21 protein-coding genes are annotated in these 24,544 nt (G+C 60.7%); 9 read left to right on the forward strand and 12 right to left on the reverse strand.

Going from position 1 to position 24,544, the window contains the following annotated elements:
• Positions 1-221: 221 nt before the first annotated feature.
• Genes C3938_RS05500 through lgt form a run of 3 tightly spaced genes read right to left on the reverse strand, consistent with a single transcriptional unit; the run spans position 222 to position 2,469 of the window.
• Positions 222-755 carry a dihydrofolate reductase gene (locus C3938_RS05500; RefSeq protein ID WP_105102196.1) on the reverse strand — a complete coding sequence of 178 codons (534 nt, stop codon included), beginning with the start codon at positions 753-755 and terminating at the stop codon, positions 222-224.
• Entirely contained in the window at positions 755-1,588 is an 834-nt protein-coding gene (locus C3938_RS05505) for a thymidylate synthase (protein WP_105102197.1), read from the reverse strand. The genes C3938_RS05500 and C3938_RS05505 overlap by 1 nt, the downstream gene beginning before the upstream one ends.
• Positions 1,589-1,614: 26 nt before the next feature.
• Entirely contained in the window at positions 1,615-2,469 is an 855-nt protein-coding gene (lgt, locus tag C3938_RS05510) for a prolipoprotein diacylglyceryl transferase (protein ID WP_105102198.1), read from the reverse strand.
• A gap of 55 nt (positions 2,470-2,524) precedes the next feature.
• On the opposite strand from lgt, the gene C3938_RS05515 reads away from it, so the two are divergent.
• The 5 genes from C3938_RS05515 (at position 2,525) to C3938_RS05535 (ending at position 9,686) form a co-directional block, all read left to right on the forward strand.
• The gene (locus C3938_RS05515) at positions 2,525-3,352 is read left to right on the forward strand and encodes an NRDE family protein (RefSeq protein ID WP_233998663.1); all 828 of its coding nucleotides are present in this window, start codon (positions 2,525-2,527) and stop codon (positions 3,350-3,352) included.
• A 308-nt stretch (positions 3,353-3,660) separates the two neighbouring features.
• Entirely contained in the window at positions 3,661-5,610 is a 1,950-nt protein-coding gene (locus tag C3938_RS05520) for a L,D-transpeptidase family protein (RefSeq protein ID WP_105102200.1), read from the forward strand.
• Positions 5,611-5,837: 227 nt separating this feature from the next.
• Positions 5,838-7,169 (forward strand): L,D-transpeptidase family protein, encoded by a 1,332-nt coding sequence (locus C3938_RS05525; RefSeq protein ID WP_105102201.1) that lies wholly within the window; start codon positions 5,838-5,840, stop codon positions 7,167-7,169.
• A gap of 15 nt (positions 7,170-7,184) precedes the next feature.
• Positions 7,185-8,660: a L,D-transpeptidase family protein gene (locus C3938_RS05530; RefSeq protein WP_233998665.1), complete on the forward strand. Its 1,476-nt coding sequence runs from the start codon at positions 7,185-7,187 to the stop codon at positions 8,658-8,660.
• A 492-nt stretch (positions 8,661-9,152) separates the two neighbouring features.
• Positions 9,153-9,686 (forward strand): DUF882 domain-containing protein, encoded by a 534-nt coding sequence (locus C3938_RS05535; protein ID WP_105102202.1) that lies wholly within the window; start codon positions 9,153-9,155, stop codon positions 9,684-9,686.
• 74 nt (positions 9,687-9,760) lie between these two features.
• Here the strand turns inward: C3938_RS05535 and C3938_RS05540 are convergent, their stop codons facing one another.
• Together C3938_RS05540 and C3938_RS05545 are read right to left on the reverse strand one after the other, a co-directional pair.
• Entirely contained in the window at positions 9,761-10,978 is a 1,218-nt protein-coding gene (locus C3938_RS05540) for an imelysin family protein (protein ID WP_233998667.1), read from the reverse strand.
• A 91-nt stretch (positions 10,979-11,069) separates the two neighbouring features.
• Positions 11,070-11,762: an HAD family hydrolase gene (locus C3938_RS05545; protein WP_105102203.1), complete on the reverse strand. Its 693-nt coding sequence runs from the start codon at positions 11,760-11,762 to the stop codon at positions 11,070-11,072.
• A 413-nt stretch (positions 11,763-12,175) separates the two neighbouring features.
• On the opposite strand from C3938_RS05545, the gene C3938_RS05550 reads away from it, so the two are divergent.
• Together C3938_RS05550 and ptsP are read left to right on the forward strand one after the other, a co-directional pair.
• Positions 12,176-12,679 (forward strand): RNA pyrophosphohydrolase, encoded by a 504-nt coding sequence (locus tag C3938_RS05550; protein WP_199775557.1) that lies wholly within the window; start codon positions 12,176-12,178, stop codon positions 12,677-12,679.
• 103 nt (positions 12,680-12,782) lie between these two features.
• Positions 12,783-15,062 carry a phosphoenolpyruvate--protein phosphotransferase gene (gene ptsP / locus C3938_RS05555; RefSeq protein ID WP_105102205.1) on the forward strand — a complete coding sequence of 760 codons (2,280 nt, stop codon included), beginning with the start codon at positions 12,783-12,785 and terminating at the stop codon, positions 15,060-15,062.
• A 57-nt stretch (positions 15,063-15,119) separates the two neighbouring features.
• Here ptsP and gcvH read toward each other — a convergent pair whose 3' ends face one another.
• Positions 15,120-15,509: a glycine cleavage system protein GcvH gene (gcvH, locus tag C3938_RS05560; protein WP_105102206.1), complete on the reverse strand. Its 390-nt coding sequence runs from the start codon at positions 15,507-15,509 to the stop codon at positions 15,120-15,122.
• 82 nt (positions 15,510-15,591) lie between these two features.
• Positions 15,592-16,680, reverse strand: a complete 1,089-nt coding sequence (gene gcvT, locus C3938_RS05565) for a glycine cleavage system aminomethyltransferase GcvT (protein WP_105102207.1) — start codon at positions 16,678-16,680, stop codon at positions 15,592-15,594.
• 359 nt (positions 16,681-17,039) lie between these two features.
• Here gcvT and C3938_RS05570 point away from each other — a divergent pair, with 359 nt between their 5' ends.
• Positions 17,040-18,818 carry an SLC13 family permease gene (locus C3938_RS05570; RefSeq protein ID WP_105102208.1) on the forward strand — a complete coding sequence of 593 codons (1,779 nt, stop codon included), beginning with the start codon at positions 17,040-17,042 and terminating at the stop codon, positions 18,816-18,818.
• 95 nt (positions 18,819-18,913) lie between these two features.
• Positions 18,914-19,621: a 2OG-Fe(II) oxygenase gene (locus C3938_RS05575; RefSeq protein WP_233998669.1), complete on the forward strand. Its 708-nt coding sequence runs from the start codon at positions 18,914-18,916 to the stop codon at positions 19,619-19,621.
• A gap of 29 nt (positions 19,622-19,650) precedes the next feature.
• On the opposite strand, the gene C3938_RS05580 is transcribed toward C3938_RS05575, so the two are convergent.
• From C3938_RS05580 to C3938_RS05600, 5 genes are all read right to left on the reverse strand, one after another.
• Positions 19,651-20,217, reverse strand: coding sequence for a CBS domain-containing protein (locus tag C3938_RS05580; RefSeq protein WP_158681581.1), 567 nt, complete (start codon positions 20,215-20,217; stop codon positions 19,651-19,653).
• A 169-nt stretch (positions 20,218-20,386) separates the two neighbouring features.
• A complete protein-coding gene (locus tag C3938_RS05585) occupies positions 20,387-20,677 on the reverse strand; it encodes a hypothetical protein (RefSeq protein ID WP_105102211.1) in 291 nt (96 codons plus the stop codon).
• 172 nt (positions 20,678-20,849) lie between these two features.
• Positions 20,850-22,082 carry a hemolysin family protein gene (locus C3938_RS05590; RefSeq protein ID WP_105102212.1) on the reverse strand — a complete coding sequence of 411 codons (1,233 nt, stop codon included), beginning with the start codon at positions 22,080-22,082 and terminating at the stop codon, positions 20,850-20,852.
• A 24-nt stretch (positions 22,083-22,106) separates the two neighbouring features.
• Positions 22,107-23,135, reverse strand: coding sequence for a rhomboid family intramembrane serine protease (locus C3938_RS05595; protein WP_105102213.1), 1,029 nt, complete (start codon positions 23,133-23,135; stop codon positions 22,107-22,109).
• 146 nt (positions 23,136-23,281) lie between these two features.
• On the reverse strand, positions 23,282-24,517 hold the full coding sequence (locus C3938_RS05600; RefSeq protein ID WP_233998671.1) for a UbiH/UbiF/VisC/COQ6 family ubiquinone biosynthesis hydroxylase: 1,236 nt from the start codon (positions 24,515-24,517) through the stop codon (positions 23,282-23,284).
• Positions 24,518-24,544: the final 27 nt, after the last annotated feature.

Here is a 24,544-nt window from a genome sequence, read left to right on the forward strand (position 1 = left end):
TCGCGATGAATTAGCTGCCACAACGCGGTAGTTTTAGGCTTGAAGACAGCTAAGAGCCGCACATTGTAAACAGCAGATTTGATTATTCAAATGCCGATTGACTGCTCCACCTAAGCTGTGTAGCTGGGTAACACTCGGGTAACACCCTCGGGTTTCATGCACACAATTACGGCGAGGCACGCTGTGCAACAGTTGACCAAAACTACCCGATTGAGCAATTTTTAGTCAACCTGTTTTTTTTTAAACCTGTCGTACTGGACTAAGCAGTAGTTGTATTCGTCCCTGTCCGATACGGGGTAACAGTCCCGCCCCGACTCCCGCCAGCCGTCGTCCAATACAGGGAAGAAGGCGTCTCCATCCACCTCAGCATCCACTTCGGTAATATACAAACGCCGTGCCAGCGGCATGGCCTGGCGGTAAATCTCCGCTCCGCCGATCACCATGACTTCCACTGCACCATCACGTGCGGCCGCCTGCTGCGCCAGCTCCAGGGCCCGCTCCAGAGATGCGGCGACCGTCACGCCTTCAGCACGCCACGCGGGATTGCGTGTGATGACGATGTTCTCGCGCCCGGGGAGCGGGCGACCAATGGATTCGAACGTCTTTCGCCCCATCACCACCGGCTTGCCGAGGGTGGTGCGCTTGAAAAACTGCAAATCGCCGGAAATTCGCCAGGGCAGAGTGTTTTCACGACCGATAGCGCGGTTGCGTGCCATGGCGACGATCATCGCCACCGGTACTGCCTGCACCGACATTACACGGCCACCGGCGCAGGGATATGGGGATGAGCCTCATAACCCAGAAGCTCAAAGTCCTCAAAACGGAATTCGAACAGGTCTTTTACCTCCGGATTCAGCCGCATGCGCGGCAGCGGCAGCGGCTGTCGGGACAACTGTTCCTCCACCTGCTCCGCGTGATTGGAGTAGAGGTGGGCATCGCCGAAGGTGTGTATGAAATCGCCGGGCTCGAGACCACAGACCTGGGCAAGCATCAGGGTCAACAGACTATAAGAGGCGATATTGAAAGGTACGCCAAGGAAGATGTCCGCGCTGCGCTGGTACAGCTGGCAGGACAATTTGCCGTCCGCCACATAAAACTGAAAAAAGGCGTGGCAGGGCGCCAGCGCCATCTTGCCGGCACGGGCATTGTCGCTCGGCGAAACACCTTCATCCGGCAAGTCCGACGGGTTCCAGGCACTGACGATCAGGCGACGGGAATCCGGTCGGGTCTTGAGTTGGTGAACCAGCTCCTTGATCTGGTCGATATGACGACCGTCGGCGGTGGGCCAGGAGCGCCACTGGTAGCCGTAGACCGGGCCGAGCTCGCCATCTTCCGTGGCCCACTCGTCCCAGATACGTACGCCGTTGTCCTTTAAATAGCCGATATTGGTATCACCCTGCAGGAACCACAGCAATTCGTGGACAATGGAGCGCAGGTGGCACTTTTTGGTGGTAATCAGAGGGAAACCCTCGGTGAGGTCGAACCGCATCTGATAGCCGAACACACTGCGGGTGCCGGTGCCGGTGCGGTCGCTCTTGAGAGTACCGTTGTCGCGCACATGGCGCATCAGGTCGAGATATTGCTTCATCTATATACGGGTTTCTTGCATCCGGTTTATTTGGCGGCGCTCTTTTTCAGCTTGGCGGCGGATTTATCCAGGTCCGCTCCCTGCCCGCGCCCTTCAGGCAGCGGCTGGGTGCGGTAACTCCACACCATGAGGATGATACCGGCAGCGATCATCGGCAGGCTCAGCAGCTGGCCGCGTGTCAGCCAGCCGAACATCACCGGAATACCCACATCCGGCTGACGCACAAATTCCACCAGGAAGCGGAAGACACCGTACAACAGGACAAAAAGGCCGCCCACTGCCAGGCGCGGGCGCGGCTTGCTGGAGAAAATCCACAGCACCACGAACAGCACCAGCCCCTCAAGGAAGGCCTGGTACAGCTGGGATGGGTGACGCACCAGTTGCGCCGGGTCACGGGGGAATACCATGCCCCAGGGCACATCGGTCTCACGTCCCCAGAGCTCCTGACCGATAAAGTTGCCGATACGGCCAAGGCCGAGACCGATAGGCACCAGCGGCGCCACAAAATCAATCAACGCAGGGAAGGTGGTGCCGATCTTTCGCGCGTACAGGGTGGCCGCCAGCATCACACCGATCAGGCCGCCGTGGAAGCTCATGCCGCCCTCCCACACCTTGAACAGGCTGAGGGGATGGGCGATCAGCTCACTGAAGTTATAGAAAAACATGTATCCAAGGCGCCCCCCCACCACCACGCCGATGGCGCAGAACAGGATCAGGTCCTCCACTTCCGATTTGATGACCGGTGACCAGGGTTTGGCCGCGCGGCGCATGGCCAGCCACCAGGCGGCGGCGAACCCCGCCAGATACATCAGGCCGTACCAATGAATCTTGAGCGGCCCAATGGCCAGGGCGACAGGGTCAATCTCGGGGTAAGTCAGCATGCTCAAACCGCGGTTGTTCAAAGTGGGCGTTATTATGGCACTGACAAAATGACGAATGCGAGCTGACATGTGCCTGCTGTTGATTGCCTACCGCCAGCACCCCCGTTATCCCCTGTTGTTGCTGGCCAACCGGGACGAGTTCTATCGCCGCCCCACCGTCCCCGCGCACCCATGGGAACATCGCGATATCGTCGCCGGCATGGACCTGGAGGCCGGCGGCACCTGGCTCGGTGTGGCACCGGGCGGTCGCGTGGCGGCGGTGACCAATGTACGCGAGCCAGGCATGCCGGAGCCGTCACAGCCCCTCTCCCGCGGAGAAATTCCCGTCGATTTCCTCGCCGGCACGGCCAGTCCGCCAGCGTATGCCCGGGCATTACCGGGCGTACGCTATCGCGGTTTCAATGCGCTGCTGTTTGACCCGCGGGCGTCAGAGCCGCTGGTATGCGCCGGAAACCGCCATCCCCCTTTTGCCATGTCCCCCGGCTTTCACGGTATCTCAAACGGTGCGCCCGATGCCCCTTGGCCCAAGGTCACTCGCGGCTGCACATCCCTGACGCAACTGGTTGCGACACTTCCCGACCAGCTGGACACTGGCAACTTCGTCACCCCCGCTCTCCGTCTGCTCACAGACTCGAGCCGCGCGTCAGTGTCACAACTCCCGCACACCGGAGTCGGTCTGGCACTGGAATCCGCCCTGTCGTCAATTTTTGTGCGTATTGCACCGGAAGAGATGGTGAACGCTGCCATGGCGGACGGCTACGGTACCCGCGCCAGTACCCTGGTGGCGGTGGACTGCGACGGCGGCGTGCAGCTGTGGGAACAGAGCTATTCAGATGGCGAGATGAGCGGGGTACCGCGTCATTTTCGCCTCCCCCCGCGCTGACCTCTCCCCTCCCTCTCCTCTCCCCCAGATCCCACTAATGTGAAATGAAGTTGACGCCAAGCAAATTTCGCATTTGTTGCCATACTTAATTTCACAGGCAGGCGGATGTTGAGAAACGCGCAAAGCGCCCTTGAAATCCGCCTCTATAAAAGGAAGGTCGCGCGGGATGCTCGGCTTAGGTGCGCCGTCGACGGTGTTTATTTATCGTCGAAGGTCGGGAGAGGCGCGCCGAAGGTTGGGAAGGTATGAACGATCGGGCCCCGGCTTCCGCACTGTAATCCGGCGCCCTGCAGTATCGCTGAGGTACCATGTCATATTTCATTCCAGAGCGTCGCAAACGCAAATCTCCGCTGCCGGCAGTCTTCCTCGGCGGCCTCTGTGCCTTTGCGCTTTACTACGCCTTCAATGCCAATGAGCAAACGGTACCGGTGCTGCCGGAAAATGCCGTGCGCCCGCACCTGGTGAACTGGCTGGAGGACAATCCGGACGCATGGCCTGCCCAAGACCCGATCTTCAATCCGGTGGCGGTGCGCCGCATTTACCGTCGCACCGATTATCGGCTGTTATGGTTCGATAACTACAACCTGAGCGACACCGCCAACGACCTGCTCAAGCAGCTCACGGCTTCGAGCTCGGGCAATCCCAGCAGCATGGTGGACTATCGCTATCACCTGGGATACTTCGACCGCACCCTGCGCGATACCCCGCAGCGGCTGCAGATGGCGGCGGTGCTGGACGTGTTGCTCACCGACGCGTTCATTTCCTACGCCCAGGACATCCAGCTCGACAAACTCAGCCCCGATGCGCCGAAAAACCATCCGCGCATACGCGGCCGGGACATCACTCCGGTGAACCTTACCGAAGGCGGGTTCCAGATGGTCAGCGCCCGCGGCAACGCACCAGAGGAAATTCTCTACGCCGCCGCGGATAGCGGGCGCCAGTACTTCCGCGGCTATAACCGCGAGAGCCAGAACACGCAGGCCGTCAACCGCTCACGCTATGTCACCCAGGGTGGCAGTTATAGCTACGGTACCGGCAGCTACGCGCCGCGCTATTCGACCCGCGCTTACCCCCAGTCTTACCCTCGGGTAATGCCAAACTTCCGCAATCTGCAGAGTGAGGGCTCCGGAATCGCGCCATCTCACGGCGCCCCATCCCACGGCGAGGGTATGCTGCTCGAGGAAAACACCCCGTTCGGCAGCGACGCCCAGGCCCTGCGCGAGCAGCTGGCGCGCTATCGCGAGATGGCCAACAGCGGCCAGTGGCGGCCACTGCCGGCGGGACCGGCGATGACTCTGGGTGCCAAACATGCCAACGTCGTTCACCTGCGCAACATGCTTTCCCTGTACGGTGACTATCACAGCTACAGCGGCAACTTCGGCAGCAACAAGTTCGACCAGCCGCTGCACGACGCGGTGGTGCGCTTCCAGATACGCCACGGCCTCAAACCCGATGGCATCGTGGGCAAGCAGACCCGGGAGCGCATGAACCTGTCCCCGTCCGCCCGCGCCCATATCATCGAGACCAACATCCGCCGTCGCGAGAAACTGCCCGCGGATCTCGGCAGCCGCTTTATCCAGGTTAACGTGCCCGCCTACACCCTCAACTATGTAGAGCAGGACCGGATCAAGCTGTCGATGAACGTGGTCGTGGGCAAAAAGATCCACCAGACGCCGGAAATCAATACCCGCGTCGCCCGCGTGGTATTCAATCCCACCTGGACCGTGCCCCGCAGTATCCTGGTCAACGAGATCCTGCCCAAAGCCCGTGCCAACCCGCACGGTATGGAAAACATGGGCTACCGGGTCGTCAACGGCAGCGGGGACTATCTGCCACTGACCTCCCAGAACCTGAAATCCGCTGCTGCCGGTGGTTTCCTCATGCGTCAGAAGGGTGGGGAACAGAACATCCTCGGTCGGGTGAAATTCGAAATCCCCAACTCGGATGACATCTACCTCCACGACACCCGCGCCAAAAGTCTGTTCGGCCTCACCGATCGCGATTACAGCCACGGCTGTGTGCGTCTGGCGAAACCGCGCCAGCTGGCCGAGATTCTGCTGCGTGATGAACCCGGCGACTGGAGCCGTTACCGTATCGAGCAGCTGACCACTGGCGACGAGACCACCGAGGTGAAGATGAGCCAGAATGTGAAGGTCTACGTGACCTACTGGACAGCCTGGGTGGATGGCCAGGGCCGGATGCACTTCCGCCCGGACATCTACGGCAAGGACGGTCTCGCCGCCAACCAGTTCGACTGATCCCCGCGCCAGTCGCACTGTAACTCCACTTCTCTCACTGCCCACCGCACTGCCGGGTGGAGAAACCGCCCGGCAGTTATTCCGAAAGCACCCGAAGTTCTCCCCGCGCATATCCCAATCTTATTTGGCGCCAATCCAGTCACAAGTTACCAATTACGTACACAGACGTTGCCCTCGGCACTCCGTGTGGATTCATGGTTTTGTGGTTGACAGTTCAGGGGTCAGAGATGGGAAACAAACTGGGTCTTCCGTTGAGTTTCAGCGCCGCCGTGCTGCTGTCACTTACCGCGGAAGCAGTGGCTAACCAGTCATCGACACAGGGGAACACAACCGGCGCATTCGCACCCACAGCGGCAAGCCCGCCCATATCTTACAGCCCGTTCACGCCCTACGGGCGCCAGTACGCCCTGATGCGTGAAGAGCTCGCCCGCTACCGCGCACTCAGCGAGGGCGACCAGTGGCAACCGCTGCCCGATGGACAGACACTCGCCCCCGGTGTGCGCGACGCGCGAGTCAAGCTGCTGCGCAGCCTGCTGATGCAGTACGGCGATCTGCCCCTGGGAGAAGACATGGCATCGGCGATGCAGTCCACAGACGCTGCAAGCGCCGAGCGGGGAAAAGGTTCCGCAGAGCTCTATGACCAACCACTGCGCCAAGCCGTCGAGCGTTTTCAACGCCGCCATGGGCTGCGCGCGGACGGCATCGTCGACCGCGCTACCCGCGAACACCTCAACACACCGCCAGCGCGCCGACTCCTGACGCTGGAGGCCAACCTGCGGCGCTGGCAGAAAATGCCGAAGGATCTCGGCCCCCGGTACATTCTGGTCAATATTCCCGAGTACACCCTGCGCCTGATGGACGGTGAGCAGGAGCAGTACCGCATGCGGGTCGTGGTGGGCAAAACCGAACATCCCACCCCGCAGCTCAGCACCCGTATGACTCAAGTGGTGTTCAACCCCACCTGGACCGTGCCGCGCAATATCGCCGTGCGCGAACTGCTGCCCAAGGGCGGCGCCAGCCTCAGTGCGGGTGGTTATCGCCTGGTCAACAATCGCGGCAAATCCGTTCCGTTCAGCGGCGGCAACCTGCACGCCCTGCGCCTCGGCAGCGTGACGCTGCAACAGCGCGGGGGAGAAGGTAATGCTCTGGGGCGCTTCAAGTTCGTCATCCCCAACCGACAGGCGATCTTCCTGCACGACACCCAGAAGAAATCGCTGTTCAGTCGCAGCCAGCGCGCTTTCAGTCACGGCTGTATACGTCTGGAAAAACCCCAGGAACTGGCGCGGATCATTCTCGCCAGCCAGACCTCAGAGCCCGACAAGTGGAACGACGAGCGGCTGACCCAATACACCAGCGGCAGCCGCACCCGCTCCGTCACGCTGGAACAGCCTATCCCCGTCCACATCGCCTACTGGACCGCATGGGTGGACGAAGACGGCCAGTTGAATTTCCGCCCGGACATTTATGGCCGCGATCGCCCGGATGGCGACACAACCACTGAGAACACCGCCAGTGCGGATTCTGCAGACGGTGAAGATCCGCGCGCCGCAGAAGAGTGAAAAATGGGGGTATCCATGCACCAGAAGACCACGCGCGACAGCAACAAACCTGCTCAGCGCAACCCGTTAAGCATCCGCGCCCGGCATGTTTCAATGATCGCCGTGCTCGGCTACTGCGCCTTGCTGCCGCTGGCGGAATTCGCCCGCGGCGACACCCCACCGCCCCCTTCGGAAATCACTCAGGATGCGGCGGGTATCCCCGCACAATCCAGCCGGGCAACAGGTCTGGCTGCACACGCCGATGAAATAGTGAATGACCCCGACATTGCGGTGAATGCCGAAGCCGACGACACCTCCCCCAATTCAACGGGTGAGGCCGAATCAGAACCCGAGCCCAAAGCTGGCGATACCCCGGTGACTTCCGCCAAACCCACCTCCGGGCCTACACCTCATCCCCTTTCTGAAGCGACACGCCCCGGAGACAAAGACAGCGCCATTGACTTCGCCACCGCCGGAAATGCCCTGCGGGAACAGGCCGCGCGTTATCGTTCACTCGCGGACCACTGGCAGGCCATAGCACCCGGCGCGCCGCTGAAGCCCGGTGACCGGAGCCCCAGGGTGGCGCAGCTGCGCAAACTGCTGCAGCAGTTTGGGGACTACCATGGACAACCGGGACCGGTGAGCGCGCGCGATGACGATCTCCAGCGTTTCGACGCGGGGCTGCAAATAGCGGTGGAATCCTACCAGCGCCGTCACGGCATGGAGATTACGGGCCGCGTGGACAAAGCCACCCTCAAGGAATTGGCACGCACACCACAGGAGCTGGCGAGACAACTGGAACTGAATGCCGAGCGCTGGGACAAACTTCCAGCTGCCCCCGGCGACCGCTACATTTTCGTGAATGTACCCGACTATCAGCTTCAGCTGATCGATCAGAACAAGGTCGTGCTGAGCATGAAAACCGTGGTGGGGAAAAGCAGCAAACGCACCCCGGAGATGATCAGCAAGGTAGTGTCCGTGGTGTTCAATCCAACCTGGACCGTACCCCGCAGTATTCTGCTCACCGACCTGCTACCCAAGGCCCGCAACAATCCGGAAGCCATGCACAGGCGAGGTTATCGGGTGGTGAAATACGGTACCAACACCACCACCCCCATCAGCGAAAAAGGCATTGAGAGCGCCGCCAGTGGCAAAGCGACCCTGCGCCAGATCCCGGGGCCCGGCAACACTCTGGGACGGGTGAAATTCGTGATCCCCAACAAACAGGCAATTTTCCTGCATGACACCCAGGCCCAGAGTCTGTTCGAGCATCGCCATCGCGCCTTCAGCCACGGCTGTATCCGCCTGCAGCAGCCGGAGGAGCTAGCATACGCCCTACTCGGCCCACAGGGCTGGGACCGCACCCAGGTCGCACAGACCGCCATGGGCGACGAATCCGTCACCATCAAGGTAGAAAATCCACCAAAACTCTTCATTACCTACCTGACCGCCTGGGTGGACGCACTGGGGCGGGTGCAGTTCCGGCCGGACATCTACCACCGGGATCAGTGACCAGAACGGGGAGTCTGGTATCAAACGCGTACTACGGCATCCGTTGCTCGCAGAAGTGAGCATATTGTCCGTCCCGAGCATCCGCGTTTCACGTCATTTTTTATCACCGACGTGGCTTTGGCGGCTGGCCTGACGGCCGCCAAAGCCACGGCTCGGGCCGCTTCGGCAATCCGTTCTTCACTCCCCACCCGCAATTGCGGAAAAATTGAACCGCTCAGTCGCAAAAAAATAAAGTTCCGCAAATGACAACGTTGTCACTCCTTTTCACAGAGGTCCCCGTTGTTCTCGGGCAAAAATAGTCCACTACCCATAGGCTGCTAGAAAAAAATAACAAGTCTATTTTTTGATCAATGCGTCATTAGCAGCGGTCGGTTTGTAACCAAAGATTATTTTTTGTACAGTGCTGCCATGTCGAGTTGGCACGGGAAGCCACTCAAGATTCAGAGGATTTGACAGGACCACTCACTACTAAACCAAAGGCGGTAACAGGGTATGAAAGAACTTTCCAGACGCAGGTTTTTGGCAGTTTCTGCAGCTACCGCGGCGGCGGTTTCAGCCGGCCCCGCACTGGCAAAAGTAGGCACGTCGCGCAACCTCAAGATGCGCAACCTGCACACAGGTGAACGCCTGAACGCCGCCTACTGGGCGGAGGGCGATTACGACAGCAGCGGCCTGAAGCAATTCAACCGTCTGCTGCGGGACCACCGCGCCAATGAAGTGACACGTATGGACCCGAAACTGTTCGACATCGTGTACAAGCTGAAAGAGAAACTGAACTTCAACGGCGAAGTAGAGATTATCTCCGGCTACCGTTCGCCGAAGACCAACGCGAAGCTGCGTGCAGCGGGTCGCGGTGTGGCGCGTCGCAGCTACCACACCCGCGGAATGGCACTGGACATCCGCATGCCGGGTGTTCCGCTGGCCAAACTGCGCCAGGCGGCGCTGGATCTGAAGGCCGGCGGTGTGGGCTACTACCCGAAAAGCAACTTCGTACACGTAGACACCGGCCCGGTTCGCCGCTGGTAAGCTCTACGGCCAGACCGAAAACGAAAAAACCCAGGCAGTGCCTGGGTTTTTTTGTGTGCGGCCAAGGGCCTTTGTTATTCCACGGGCGCCTGCAGATTCACCGGTGTCATATCCTCGTCCCGCGCAGGGACTCGCGTATCACCGGAGATAAGACCAATCAGCGTATCTATCTGGTCACGGCTGCGCTGCAGCTCCGCAGGGGCGGCCAGTTCGATGGGGTCTTCCATCTTGAGCAACCGCTCTTCCAGCTCACCGAAGGCCTGCGCCAGCGCCGCGGTCTGGTGCTGGTCGAGCAACAGATCGGCGAGCCCATTACCACCTTCCGGCAACCAGCACGCCTGCAGGTTGCGCAACATCGCCAACAGCGCCTGTTTGGAATCCGCAGCGAGCGGACTTTCCACATCGCTCTCCGAGCTCTCCGGGATGCGCGGTAACACCTCGTTGCGCAACATACTCAGATGCGCCGAACGTATCCACTGCACCCGCGCCACCGGTGCCTGCGCCAGATAGCGCTGTGACAGGTCATTGGCAGTCAGCGGCCAACGCGCAGCGAGCGCGGCCATGTCTTCGTCGATGCCCTGGGCGATAAGGCGGGTCAGCTCGCGACGGCGGTTGGCCGCCTGAGCCAGCGGCTGCTCACCGCCGCTGGCGGCAACAAACTGTTCCGCACTGCGCTCACTGGTAGGCCCCCAGAGCATGACCTCCAGGGCGTGGAAGCCAGTACTCGCCTCTTCGTGGGCAGTGAGGCGGTGCTGTTTGCGCAGGTTGGCCAGTGTCAGTTCAATCGCGGTATCGTTGACGATGCCGCTGTTGGAGTAGCCCGGTACCGTGTCCAGATACCCGGCCTGAGCCGGCCAGCTATTCAGGGCCAGCAACAGCTCGTTGCCCTCCTGCTGCAGCTCGGCGGGAGAAAAGGCCACCTTGATAAACGGCATAGATGCCGCCAGTTCGCGGTGCGCGTCCAGCCATGCCAGTTTTGCCGCTTCCAGATGATCTTCCGTCGGCGACTCCAGCAACTGCGTTACCGCGCGGGCAAGAGCCTGGGCCGCGGCCTGGGCATCGGTTACCTGCACCTGTCCGGCCTGCCAGTACTCGCTGGAGAAGGCATCGGCCGCGGTCTCATTAATCGCGGCGGTGGGCGCCACCGGCGCGCTCTGTTCCACTTCGGTTTCCGCCGGTTTGCGCTCACAACCGGCGCCGGCAAACAACAGCGCGCACACGGCAACGGCCAGAGCTGCGCGAGGAAACAAAATTCTGCGGGTAGATAGATGCTTGTCGATTGCGTTTTTCACGTGCTTTTCCGAATCTATGGGTTCCGAGTGCCTAGTGGTCCATGCGGCGGCAGTTGTGTAACCGTTCGCTTTGTCTGACGGGTAAACCCGCTCAAATGTCCATCGCGCTGGCGAACGCCTCGCTGTCGCCGCGCAGGCTGATTACCTGCCAGCCACGACTCAGTGCCTCGTCGCGCAGCCGCGCGTCCGGGTCCACGGCGACCGGGTGTTCCACCCGCGACAGCAGCGGCAGGTCGTTGATGGAATCGCTGTAAAACCATTTCTCACCGCGGGCATACTGCGGGTGCTGCTCCAGCCACAGTTGCAAACGCACGACCTTGCCCTCCTGGAAACAGGGATGCCCCGCAACCTGGCCGGTAAACCGGCCATCCACTTCCTCCGGCTCCGTGGCCAGCAGCGTATCCACTCCCAGCCGTGCGGCAATCGGTTCCACCACAAAGCGATTAGTGGCAGTGATGATCATGATGTGGTGGCCGGCGTCGCGATGCCGCTGAATCAGCGTTTCGGCGTGGGGCAGCCAGATCTCGCTGATCACCTCCTGCATGAACTCCCGCTGCAGGTTCTGCAGCTGGCCGCGGGACAACTGTGCCAGCGGCTCCAGCGCAAATGACAGATAGGCAAAAATATCCAGCTCACCGCTCTGATAGTCGCGGTAGAAACGGTCGTTTTCACTGCGGAAACGCTCGCCGTCCACACAGTCGCGCGCCACCAGGAACTCTCCCCAGGCGTGATCGCTGTCGCCGCTTATCAGGGTGTTATCCAGATCAAAAATCGCCAGCTGCACAAAAATCTCCTTAATTGACTATAGGGCACAGGGGGCATTTTTGACGCCCGACATTTCCATTCTCGGCCAGCCCTATCGGGTACACCCCGCCAATTGCGGAGAAGTACCAAGGCGGGAGATTTTACCCCGACAGCGCCGGGCTGACACCGACCGGCTTCACTGAATTGCCGTAAATCAGTCCCTGTGGAACAATGCAGAACATTATGGTGTGCAGGGTATCCAATGAACCCTGAGAATCCGCACCGCGAAAATTTGAGGACGGCATTTTGGGCGACGGCAAGCAGACATCCGCCGGGCGAAAGAACCGCCGCAGACCCTCCAGTCCCTCCGCGCAACAGGATAAATCCGGCGGCAGACCAGCCCGCAGGCCGGGCGCGGAGACCACTGGTACCGTTTCGGACAACAGCAGCAACATCGACAGTGAGGGTTTTCGCCCCAACGTCGGCATTATTGTCCTGAACGAGCGCGGCCAGGCCCTCTGGGCACGCAGGGTGGGCGGCAAGGACGCGTGGCAATTTCCCCAGGGGGGCATCAACCCCGGAGAGACCGCGGAACAGGCGCTGTATCGCGAACTCTACGAGGAGATCGGACTGACGCGCAGTCAGGTCACCATGCTCGGCTGCACCCGCGGCTGGTTGCGCTATCGCCTGCCCCAGAGGCTGGTGCGCAAGCGCTCCGAGCCACTGTGCATTGGCCAGAAACAGCGATGGTTTCTGCTGCAGCTGAACGCCGATGAAAGCAACATCAGTTTCAACAACGGCTACAAACCGGAATTTGATCACTGGCGATGGGTGAGTTACTGGCACCCGTTGACCAAGGTGGTGACCTTCAAGCGGGAGGTCTACCGGCGCGCGCTCACCGAGCTTGCCCCCACTCAGTTACAACTGGAAAGACGCTGGCTGAATCGCCACCAGTAACTCCGTGCCCACCCCGGCGAGTGCCGGGCACCACAGGCAGGCACCGGCCCAGCGGGGCTCCGCCACAGCGCGGGGCCGAATGAAGACGGCGAGGAAAGCCACTTTGCTTGGATCACTGCGCAGTATCGTTCAGGAAGTCAACACCGCACGGGACCTGCCGTCGGTACTGGACATCATTGTCCGGCGGGTACGGGAGGTCATGCACACCAAGGTGTGTTCGGTATATCTGCGCGACAAACAGTCCGGCAATTATGTGCTGATGGCCACCGAAGGCCTGAACCCGGATGCCGTGGGTCAGGTTCATCTGGCACCCGGCGAAGGCCTTGTAGGTAACGTGGCCACCCGCGAGGAGCCCATTAACCTGGAGCAGGCCGAAGCCCATCCCGCCTACCAGTATTTCCCCGCCACCGGGGAGGAGCGGTTCTCATCGTTCCTCGGCACCCCCATTATTCACCACCGCTCGGTACTTGGTGTATTGGTAGTACAGCAGTCCGAACGGCGCCGTTTCGACGAGGGCGAAGAGGCCTTCCTCGTCACGCTGTCAGCGCAGCTCGCCGGTGTCATCGCCCACGCAGAAGCTACCGGCGCCCTGGCCGGCATGGGCCAGCAGCGCAGTGAAACCAAATTCACCGGCCTCGCCGCCTCGCCCGGCGTCGCCATCGGCCGCGCCCACATCATTGCACCACCGGCCAATCTCGCCACCGTACCCTATGCCTGTACCATGGATATCGACGCTGAACTGGCGCTGTTCCACCAGGCTCTGGGCGCGGCGCGCGATGAAATCCGCAATGTCGGCGAGCGCCTGAAAAACGATCTGAACAAAGAGGAGCGTGCGCTCTTCGATGCCTATATCAGCATGCTCGATGACAACTCGATCGCCGTCGAGGTGTGCGAGCGCATCCGCCAGCAGCTCACCGCCAGTCGCGCCTGGGCGGAAGTCATGCTGGAACACGTACGGCGCTTCGAGGCCATGTCCGATTCCTATTTCCGCGACCGCGCCGCCGACGTGCGGGATCTCGGTGCGCGGGTGCTGATGCATCTGCGCCAGCAGGAACAGAGCCAGCGCGACTATCCCGAAAACACCATTCTCATCGGCGAGGAGCTCACCGCGTCGGTACTCGCCGAAGTACCCCGGGAGAGACTCGCCGGGCTCGTGTCGGTCAAGGGTTCCGCCAATAGCCATGTGGCCATCATCGCCCGCGCCATGGGTGTACCCGCGGTCATGGGCGCCCAGGAACTGCCGTGGGAGCAGGTGGATGGCGTGGATCTGGTGGTGGATGGTTACCGCGGTGAGCTGTACATTCACCCGGGCCCGGAGCTGAAGCGTCGCTATGACGCCATCGTCGAAGAGGAGCGCGAACTCGCGCGCAATCTGGACCACCTCGCCAAACTTCCCGGCGAAACCGCCGACGGCCACCGCGTGCGCATGTGGGTGAATACCGGACTGATGGCTGATGTTGTGCGCTCGCTGGAGCGTGGCGCCGAGGGTGTCGGCCTCTACCGCACTGAAGTGCCGTTCCTGCTGCGCGACCGCTTTCCGTCGGAAGAAGAACAGCGCGAGATCTACCGCGAGCAGTTGCAAGCATTCGCCCCGCGCCCGGTCACCATGCGCACCCTCGACATTGGCGGTGACAAGGCGCTGGCCTACTTCCCCATCGAGGAAACCAACCCCTTCCTCGGCTGGCGCGGTATCCGCGTAACCCTGGACCACCCGGAAATCTTTCTGGGCCAGGTGCGCGCCATGATGAAAGCCAGCGTCGGCCTCGACAATCTGCGCATCATGCTGCCGATGATCAGCGGCGTGGGCGAACTGGAAGCCGCGCGCAAACTGGTGGACCGCGCCTATGACGAACTGTTGGACGAGGGCTACCAGATCCAGCGCCCGCCGCTGGGCATCATGGTGGAAGTACCTTCAGCGGTGTATCAGGCCCGCGAGTTGGCCAAGCGTGTGGATTTCATGTCCGTGGGCAGCAACGATCTGACCCAGTACCTGCTGGCGGTGGACCGCAATAACAGCCGTGTGGCGAGTATCTATCACAGCTTCCACCCGGCGGTGCTGCAGGCTCTGCTGCAGGTAGTAACTGCGGGTCACGAGACCAGCACCAAGGTGGGGATCTGCGGCGAGCTCGCCGGTGATCCGGGCGGTGCACTGCTGCTGGTGGCGATGGGTTACGACGTGCTCTCCATGAACGCCACCAACCTGCCGCGAGTAAAGGCAGCGCTGCGCGAAGTGAACAAATCGGAGCTGGACCGGTTACTGCAACAGGTGCTGCTCATGGAGTCACCGGAGCAGATTGAAGAAAAGTTGCACGGCTATCTGCAGGATCTGGGGATCGGAGGGCTGGTGCAGCCCAAGCAGACCGAGCCCACTCCGAACAGCTGACGTAAACAAAAACGCCGGGCAATTGCCCGGCGTTTTCGAATCCGCTCGAGAGGAAAATCAGTCCTCTTCGCTCTCCGCTTTATACGCATCGGCGTCCAGCAGCTTGTCCAGCTCGCTCTCGTCGCTCGGCTTGATACGGAAGAACCAGCCATCGTCATAGGGGCTGGAGTTGACGGTTTCCGGCGCATCGGCCAGCTCTTCGTTGACGGCAACTACTTCACCGGAGATAGGCGAGTAGATATCGCTGGCAGCTTTCACAGATTCCACCACACCCGCCTCTTCCCCGGCAGACAGGGTCTGACCCACTTCCGGAGTTTCCACATACACCACATCACCCAGTGCATCCTGGGCGTGGTCGCTGATGCCGACGGTCACGGTGCCGTCTTCTTCCAGACGCGCCCACTCGTGGCTGGAGGCATATTTCAGTTCGCTGCGAATCTCGCTCATGGGCTATTCCCTCAAAAAATTGGCTCTAATAAAGCGGCTAAACAGTGTATTCAGTCTTTCGCGTGGCGAGCGGCAACGCCGCTCACACCAGTGATTTGCCGTTGCGCACAAAACTCGGTTTCACCACACGCACCGGGATCAGTTTGTTGCGGATTTCAACCTGCGCCGTGTCGCCCACGCTCACCGGCACCCGGGCCATGGCAATGGAGTAGCCCAGGGTGGGGGAGAATGTACCGCTGGTGATGATACCGCGGGTTTCGGTACCGTCCACCACAACCTGTTGTCCCGCGCGCAGAACGCCGCGCTCTTCCAGCACCAGGCCCACCAGTTTGTTGGCGACACCCGCGGTCTTTTCCCGCTCCAGCGCATCGCGACCAATGAACTTGCGTTCCGCCGGCTCCCAGGCAATGGTCCAGGCCATATTCGCTTCAAGCGGAGAGGTATCGTCATCCATCTCGTGGCCATAGAGGTTCATGCCCGCCTCCAGACGCAGGGTATCGCGCGCGCCGAGACCGCAGGGGGCAACGCCAGCGTCCGCCAGGGCCTGCCAGAAACCGGGGGCATCCTCGTTGTTGAGCATGATTTCCAGGCCATCTTCGCCGGTGTAGCCGGTGCGCGCCACAAACCAGTCACCGCGGGCGACACTGCTGAACACCTTGAGACCGTCGAGGGCCGAAGCCCAGTCGATACCGAGAACGTCTTTCACTTTGGCAATGGCCTGCGGTCCCTGGATGGCAATCATGGCCAGATGTGGGCGCTCGGTAAGGGTGACGTCAAACGCTTTAGCCTGCTCGCTCATCCAAGCCAGATCTTTCTCGCGGGTCGCGCAATTCACCACCACGCGGTAACCGGGGTCACGCAGGTAAACGATCAGATCATCCACCACACCGCCTTTTTCATTCAGCATGCCGGTGTAGAGCGCCTTGCCGGGATTGCCGTCGAGTTTGGCCACGTCATTGGCGACGAGCGTGCGCAGGTAATCGCGTGCGCCGGCACCATCCACATCGACGACAGTCATGTGGGAAACATCGAACATACCCGCGTCTTTGCGCACCTTGTGGTGTTCTTCCAGCTGTGAGCCGTAGTGCAGCGGCATATCCCAGCCACCGAAGTCCACCATTTTGCCGCCCATGGCGACATGGGCATCGTAAAGCGCGGTTCTATTTCCCATTCTGTGCTGAATCCCCTGTCGTGAAATCAAGATGGCGGCCCGGGAGCCCGGCCCGCCAACAAAGCCGCGTATTCTACCGGCGCCGCACCGATGGACGCCAGATGCCAAACCTCTGCAAAGACTAGCAGCCGCAGTGAAAAATATTACCCGCAGCCCGCGGTGGAGCAGCCTTTGTGCCCTCATTGCCGCAGTATGTCGCATAACCCACCAGCGCTAGTACGGCGACGCCTCTCGGGCGCCGCGCGCCCCCGCTATATGGATATAGGAAAAAATAACTTTTGGTACCCATGCGATTGCAGTAGTTTTAGCCGTCATTCGATAACGACATTCACACTCAAATCACCTCGAACACACGCGCTATGGACTGGTCTGGCTGGTTTTCCCTGTTTCTCGTCTTCGCCGTACTGGCCACGCTGATATTCACCCGTATCCAGGCTTACCTGGTGATGATGGCGGCGCTCACCCTGCTGAGCGTCACCGGCATCCTCACTCCCGACGAGGCGCTGTCCGGCTTCGGTAACAGTGGCCTGATCACGGTTGCCGCCATGTTCGTGGTGGCCACCGGCATCCACGCCTCGGGCGGTATCGACATGATGGTGAAGCATCTGCTGGGACGCCCGAAGACTGCCCGCGGCGCCATGCTGCGGGTATTCGCGCCGGTGGTGGCGCTGTCCGGCTACCTCAACAACACCCCGGTAGTCGCCACCATGATCCCGGCACTGAACGCCTGGGCCAAACGCATCGACATTGCCCCCTCCAAACTGATGATCCCGCTCAGTTACGGCGCGATCCTCGGCGGCACGTTAACCCTGATCGGCACCAGTACCAACCTGGTGGTCAATGGCCAGTACCAGGCTATCACCGGCAATGAGGGCTTTTCCCTGTTCTCCATCGCCGCGGTTGGGCTGCCGGCGGCGCTGATCGGCGTGGCGTTCATGCTGATTTTTTTCCCCCGCTGGCTGCCAGACCGGCGCGAGAAAAAGCCCTTCGGCAACCTGCGGGAATTCACTCTGGAAGTGGCGGTGGACAACAGCGGCCCCCTCGTCGGTCAGACCGTGGAAGATGCGGGCCTGCGGGGCCTGCGCCGGGTCTACCTGGTGGAGATCGAGCGCGGCGACCGGGTCATCGCGCCGGTGCGCTCCGATGAAAAGCTGCGCGGCGGTGATCGCCTGGTCTTCGCCGGCGATACCGAGGCCATATCCGACCTGCTGCGCATGCGCGGTATCGTACCCTCGGATCACGACGGCGAAGCCACGCTGAAAACAGGCACGGAAGAGCGGCGCCTGGTGGAAGTCGTCGTGTCCCCCCACTGTGAAGTGATTGGCAGCAGCATCAGAGACGCCCAGTTCCGCAAACGTTACGGCGCCGCGGTGCTGGCGGTGGCACGGGAAGGCCAGCGGGTGCCGGGCAACCTCGGCAGTATCAAACTGAAAGCGGGTGATTCGCTGTTGCTGGAGGCGCGCCCGGGTTTCGTCCTGCGCCAGCGCTACAGTAAGGACTTCCTGCTGATCAACGACCTGGATGCGGAGAGCCCGCGCCACGAAAAAGGCCTCACCGCCTGGCTGATCCTGATCGCCATCGTGCTCGCCGCCGGCGCAGGTGCGATCAGCATGCTGAACGCGTCCCTGCTGGGCGCCGGCGCCATGTTGATCTTCCGCTGTTGTTCGGTGAACCAGGCACAGAAGAGTCTTGATCTGCCGGTGATCATCACCATCGCCGCCTCTTTCGCCCTCGGTGTGGCACTGCAGAAAACCGGTGTTGCCGGGGCAATCGCGGAAACCGTCATTTCCCTGTCCCAAGGGCATCCGTGGCTGATGCTGATTCTTGTGTACCTGTGTGTTTCCACGCTCACGGAGATGGTCACCAACAACGCCGCCGCCATCATCATGGTGCCGATTGTGTTACAGATGACCGCCAGCGCCGGACTGAATCCGGAGCCATTCATGTTTGCCATCATGATGGGCGCTTCCGCGAGCTTCGCCACCCCGCTGGGATACCAGACCAACCTGATGGTCTACGGTCCCGGCGGCTACCAGTTCTCGGACTACCTCAAAGTGGGCCTACCCATGAACCTGCTGGTGGGTGTGGTGACCATCACTATCCTGCTTACCGGCTGGGATCTGGCCGCGGCCACATAAACCGGAGCGTTTTTTTTGCTGGCGCGGTGGGTGAAGCGGCTGTATAAATAGCGACCGATTCAACCCGCCGCCCCGGCCCTTCCCGGAATACCCGCTTGAACGCTGTCTCCACTCCCTCTGTCTCCGCTGACGCAGCTCTTTCGCCTGTGGACGATATCTGGCGCCGCGGTCCCGATGGCGACGATCCCCTCGATCGCATTGCCGCCGCCCTGCGCGAAACCGGTTATATCATCCTGCCGGCGCCCCTGCCGCCTGCGTTGCTCGGCGCGCTACTGCGGCACTTCCGCTCGATCGACCGTGCCCGCTTCCAGGCCGCAGGTATCGGTCGCGACCAGGAGCACCAGCAGAACCAGTTTGTGCGCACCGATGAGATTTTCTGGCTGGATAAATCCAATCCGGCAGTATCGGCCTACCTGCACTGGGCGGAGACTTTACGCCTGGGGTTGAACCGTCGCTTGTTCCTGGGCCTGTTCGATTACGAATGCCACTACGCGCGCTACGATCGCGGCAGCTATTACAAAAAGCATATGGATGCATTCAAGGGCAGCACCAACCGCATTGTCAGTACCGTGCTGTACCTGACACCGAACTGGCAACCGCAGGATGGTGGCGAGTTGCAAATCTATGCTCCCGAGAGCGACACGGTGATCGAGAAGGTGGCGCCGCGGTTCGGGCAGATGGTGATTTTCCTCTCGGAGGAATTCCCCCACGAGGTACTGACGAGCAACCGGCCGCGCTATAGCGTCACCGGCTGGTTTCGGGTGAACAACAGCCTCGGTGAGACTATCGATCCGGCCCGTTAAGGGCCGGCCCGAAAATTTAAAAAAATCGTTTAGTGAACCGCCGCCACCGCGCGCAGCAGTTCGGCGAAATTCTCCGGTCTGTCGATGGGGTACTCCATGTGCAGGCGCGCGGTCACGTCTTCCGCACTGATCACCCCGCGTACATGGTGATTGTCCACATCCACCACCAGACAGTGGCGCTGACCGCCGCGACGCATGGTTTCCAGCACATCACGGATCGAGGCGCGGCGCAGTTGCTGGTAGCTCAACTGCTGCAGGCGGTTGCGGCGACGCATCAAGTCACCCACCGTCAGGTCTCCGCGATTCTGCCCCGCCGCCACACACTGCATTACGCGCTGATAGGAAACATCGTCCGCGGTGAGCAGGCCGATAAAATCCCCGCGATGATCCATCACCAGCACCCAGGAAAGATGGCCGGTGCGCAGCACCTGCGCGGCGTCCAGTGCAGACATGGAGGCCGTCAGTACCGCCGGGTGGTGTTTTTTGAAATCGGTAACAAATTTGAGCGCCGGGGAATCCAGAGTGAGTTCGTGAAATTCCTCCGGGAAAACCAGTTTGTCCGCGTCTTCCAGCGGAATCAGATCCAGTTTTTTCATAACAACAATTCTCTTCGGTTTTCGGGCGCAAACTGCCGCCATCGGAAGAAAGCGGAAACTCCCGTGCGTATGCAGCCCGATGATTCTGTTGGCGTCGGCGGCAAAGCAGTGCTTTCAGTTCGAAAGCAGAAGCACCGACACCCTTCGATAACACAGTCAGGAAAGAAAGTTATTGCCGGGCAGGTGGCCCGCGGATGGTGTGCGCGGCGCGAGCCGCGGAGGAGTGAAAGGCGACAGGGGCAGAATCCGGAACAACCGCCGCGGCCACGACAATGTGGGGTTGCGATGGAAGCGCGGCATGCGAGTCTTCAGTCTCGTCCTGCTGTTGCTGACTGCCATTTTGCAGCAGTACACGCACTACCTTGTCTTCGGAATCCAGCTGCACTGCCTGTGACTCCGCGCGGCCTTCGGCGCAGAGCAGCATGGATTGCAGCAATATCAGCAGGATTCCAAAACGCACGTTACATGCTCACCGTAAATCGTTGTAGTGGTGGGGTTGTTATCCGCCCGATGAGACCATTTTTCAAGGGGCTTGCGGTGAACCGTTGATATTTTCCGGTTTGGTGGCGGGGGAAATCCGGTTGTACCGATGACGCCATCGACAACTGAGACCCGAGATCCGCGCCAGGGTTCTAATTTTTTTCTCGATTGTCCGTGGATTTTTTTGCAGCCGATGCGTCACCGTCGTCCGATGGGGAATCCTGTTCCCCGGCTGATTCGTCGCCCGCGGCCTCGCCCTCATGCAGCTGTCGATGGATTTCTTCCCGCAATTTATCCTGTGGCTCAGGCCCTTCCTGTTCCCGCTGCGCCGCCTCATCCACCCGCAGGCCGTGGCGTTTGGCGCGCAAACGCCACAGGCGCTTGGCGAGTTCCTGACGATCGGGGGTCTTGTCTGCCTCATCTACGATTTCTTCACCGAGCAGGGTTTCGAGGATGTCCTCAAGTGTCACCAGACCTTCGAGGCCACCATACTCATCCACCACAGCGCTGATCTGCACCCGCCGCGTCAACATTTTGTGAAAAGCCTGATAAATCGCGGCAGTTTCCGGGAGCATCAGCAGATCCCGGTGCAGCTCACGCAACTGGCCATCGCGCTCACCGCGGCAATAGGCCTGCAACAAGTCCTGCTTCAACACAAAACCCACCACCAGATCCGGATCGCCCTGCTCAAAAATGGGGATACGTGAAAAGCGGCTTTTCTCCACCGCTTCATAGGCCTCGGCTAGCGTCATGTCCTGGGGCAGGGAAAACACCACCGTACGCGGCGTCATTACCTCCCGTACCGAGTGATCGCGCAGGGTAAAAAACAGGTTGTGCAGAATACTGGATTCATGGCGCTCGAGCTGTCCTTCCGCTTCACCAAGCTCGGCCATCACCGCAAACTCCTCGCGACTGAACCCGGTCATCACCGGGCCGCGGGCAAGTCCGCGTGTGAGCCATTCCGACAGCCAGACGAACGGTTTCAGCACTATGACCAGGTAACGCACGATATAAGCACACGCCGGAGCCAGTTGTCGCCAATACAGTGCTCCCAGAGTTTTGGGGATAATCTCCGAAAATACCAGGATCAGCAGCGTCAGGATGGCGGACGCGATACCGAGATAATGACTGCCGAACACCGCCGCAGCCTGCGCGCCGGCGCCGGCCGCGCCCACGGTATGGGCAACAGTATTGAGGGTAAGGATCGCGGCGAGCGGTGCATTGATATCGTCTTTCAACTGCTGCAGCAGACGCCCGGATTTTTTACCATCCCGCTGCAACAGCGAAATATATGGGCGGGTCACGCTCAGAATCACCGACTCCGCGATGGAACAGAGAAACGAAAATCCGAGCGCAATGAATACGTATACGATCAGTAGCAGCATGACAAATCAGAATGTTCTACGAGTTTAGGCGTTATCCGCCGAGTCGGCGCCGCAAGCGGAGAAATAGCGCCGAGCGCCGCCGGCGGCACTGAACAGAAGACCAAGAAGCAAGCCGGCGGCGAAGCCACCAATATGCGCGGCGTTGGCAATACCGCCGTCAATGAAATAGTCCACCACCCCCAGCATACACACCAACAGCCAGATCGCCGCCAGCCAGAGAAGTGACGCCGGCACATCGCGCCACTCCGGCTGCCAGCGTTGAATCACAAAAGCCGCACCGATCAGTGCGTACACCACACCAGACATACCGCCAAACAGATTTTGCGGCGACCAGAAGTACTGGGCGAGATTGGACACCGGCGCACTCAGCAGCACCAGTAGCAAAAACCAGCCGCTACCGGCACGGGCCTCGAGGGAGCGACCCACAATCCAGATGCCGAGACTGTTGAACAGCGCATGGGGCAGAGAGAAATGCACAATAGCCGGCGTCCACAAACGCCAGAACTCTCCCCGAGAAAGATGCCATGCGAGTGACGAGCGCGACAGTTCGAAATCGCCCGTCTGCTGTGGAAAAATCACCAGCGATTCTATCCACCCCTGACGCAGCAACAGCCAACCGATAAAACACAACGCGATCAAACACAGACAAACCGGCGTCTGTTGCAGCGGCCATTGGGGAATGACTGAGTGCGCTACCGGAGCTGCTTTGCTCTCGGCAGCAGTGGCTTCCCCCTCGGCACCCTGTTCGCCATTATCACGCGGTTCGCCGCCCATCTCAGTTCCGGCACCCGCTGTTGATACCGGGTTTTCCGTCCGCGCGGGCGTTTCTTCATATACATGTACGCTCAACTGCGCGAGGTCCACTTCCCCCGCCTGCCAGCGTGCAAGCAGTTGCTGCATAGGCTGCACCAGTTGCGGGGCCAGGCTCGCCACCCGCTGGTGGTTATTTTCCTCGCTGATACGCAGCGGCAGCTGATGGCGTTGAATGAACTCCGCCAGTGCGGAAAGATCCTGCTGCAACGGAAATTCACAGACGGTAATCCAGTTACTCAAACCCGGTCCTTTTTAATTGATGGCGAGAAATACGCATGGTTCGGAGACTGTAACAAAATATCGTGCGGGCTTCCGGCGCAGCGGCACTGTGGTGCACATAAAAAACGCGGCTGACACGCCGCGTTTTTTATACCGATGACGACACGTTACACCGACATGGCTCGCATGATGATGCGCTTCTTCAGCAGAGGGCTCGCGTCCACCACACTGAGGCCGGTGTTGCGCAACCAGCGCCAGTGCAGATCGCCGGCGCCAAACAGGGATTTGAACGTGCTCATGGCCTTGAGGGTGGCCGCGTTCTCTCCGCGACGACGCCGCTGGTAGCGCGACAGCACGGATGCGTGAGCCGGGGAGATATCGCGCTTCAACGCGCGACCGATCTCTTCCGTCAGTACCAGCGCGTCCATCATCCCCAGATTTACCCCCTGCCCCGCAAGCGGGTGAATGCTGTGGGCCGCATCGCCGATCAGCGCCGCACCGGGGCCGAAATAGGATTCCGCATGGCGCGCGCGCAGCGCGAAGGAGAAGCGCTCACTAACGGACTCGATGGCACCCAGGCGACTTTCAAACGCTTTCTCCAGATTCAGCGCAAAGGCCTTGTCGTCGAGCATCACCAGCTCGCGCGCGAGACTGTCGTCCGCGGACCACACCACGGCGCAATGGCGGTCGTCGCCGAGACCGGACAGCGGCAGGAAGGCCAGGGGGCCGGTATCCAGGAAGCGCTGCCAGGCGGTGGACTGGTGTGAGTGTTCGCACTTGGCCACACACACCAGCGCGGTCTGCTGGTACTCCACATCTCGCGTGCGGATGCGCAACAGATCGCGCACCCGCGAGCGGGCGCCATCGGCGCCGATCAACAGGCGGGTGGTGAACACCGGCGACTGGGTATCGAGCCCTTCCACCGCTTCCCGGTCCGGACTGCGGGATTGCAGATGCCACAAACCACAGTCGCGCCACCAGCTCTCCAGTTTGAAACCGGTCACCGTATCCACATTCGTGAGTTCAGCGAGGCGCGTGCGCAGGGCAGCGAGGATCACATTATTCTCTACGATATGCCCCAGGTTCGGCAGCTTGACGTCGCGACAGTCGAAATACACCGAGCCAGTGCCCTCCGCATCCCACACCCGCATCTGGGTATACGGGCACTCGCGCTTGCCGGCAATCAATTGCCAGGCACCCACCTCTTCGAGCAAGGCACGCGACGCCTCAGTGAGTGCGACGACGCGTGCATCATAACCTTCCGGGCTCACCTGCGGTTCCAAAGAAGAAGCCTCCAGCAGCGAAATCCGCAGCTGCGGGTAGCGCACCGCCAGCAGCGCCGCCTGTGCCATACCCACCATGCCGCCACCGACGATGGTCACGTCCATTCGCTGTCTGTTCATAGGCAGAAATTCTCCGGGCTGGAATGT

Source organism: Microbulbifer pacificus (assembly GCF_002959965.1).
Taxonomy (GTDB): domain Bacteria; phylum Pseudomonadota; class Gammaproteobacteria; order Pseudomonadales; family Cellvibrionaceae; genus Microbulbifer; species Microbulbifer pacificus_A.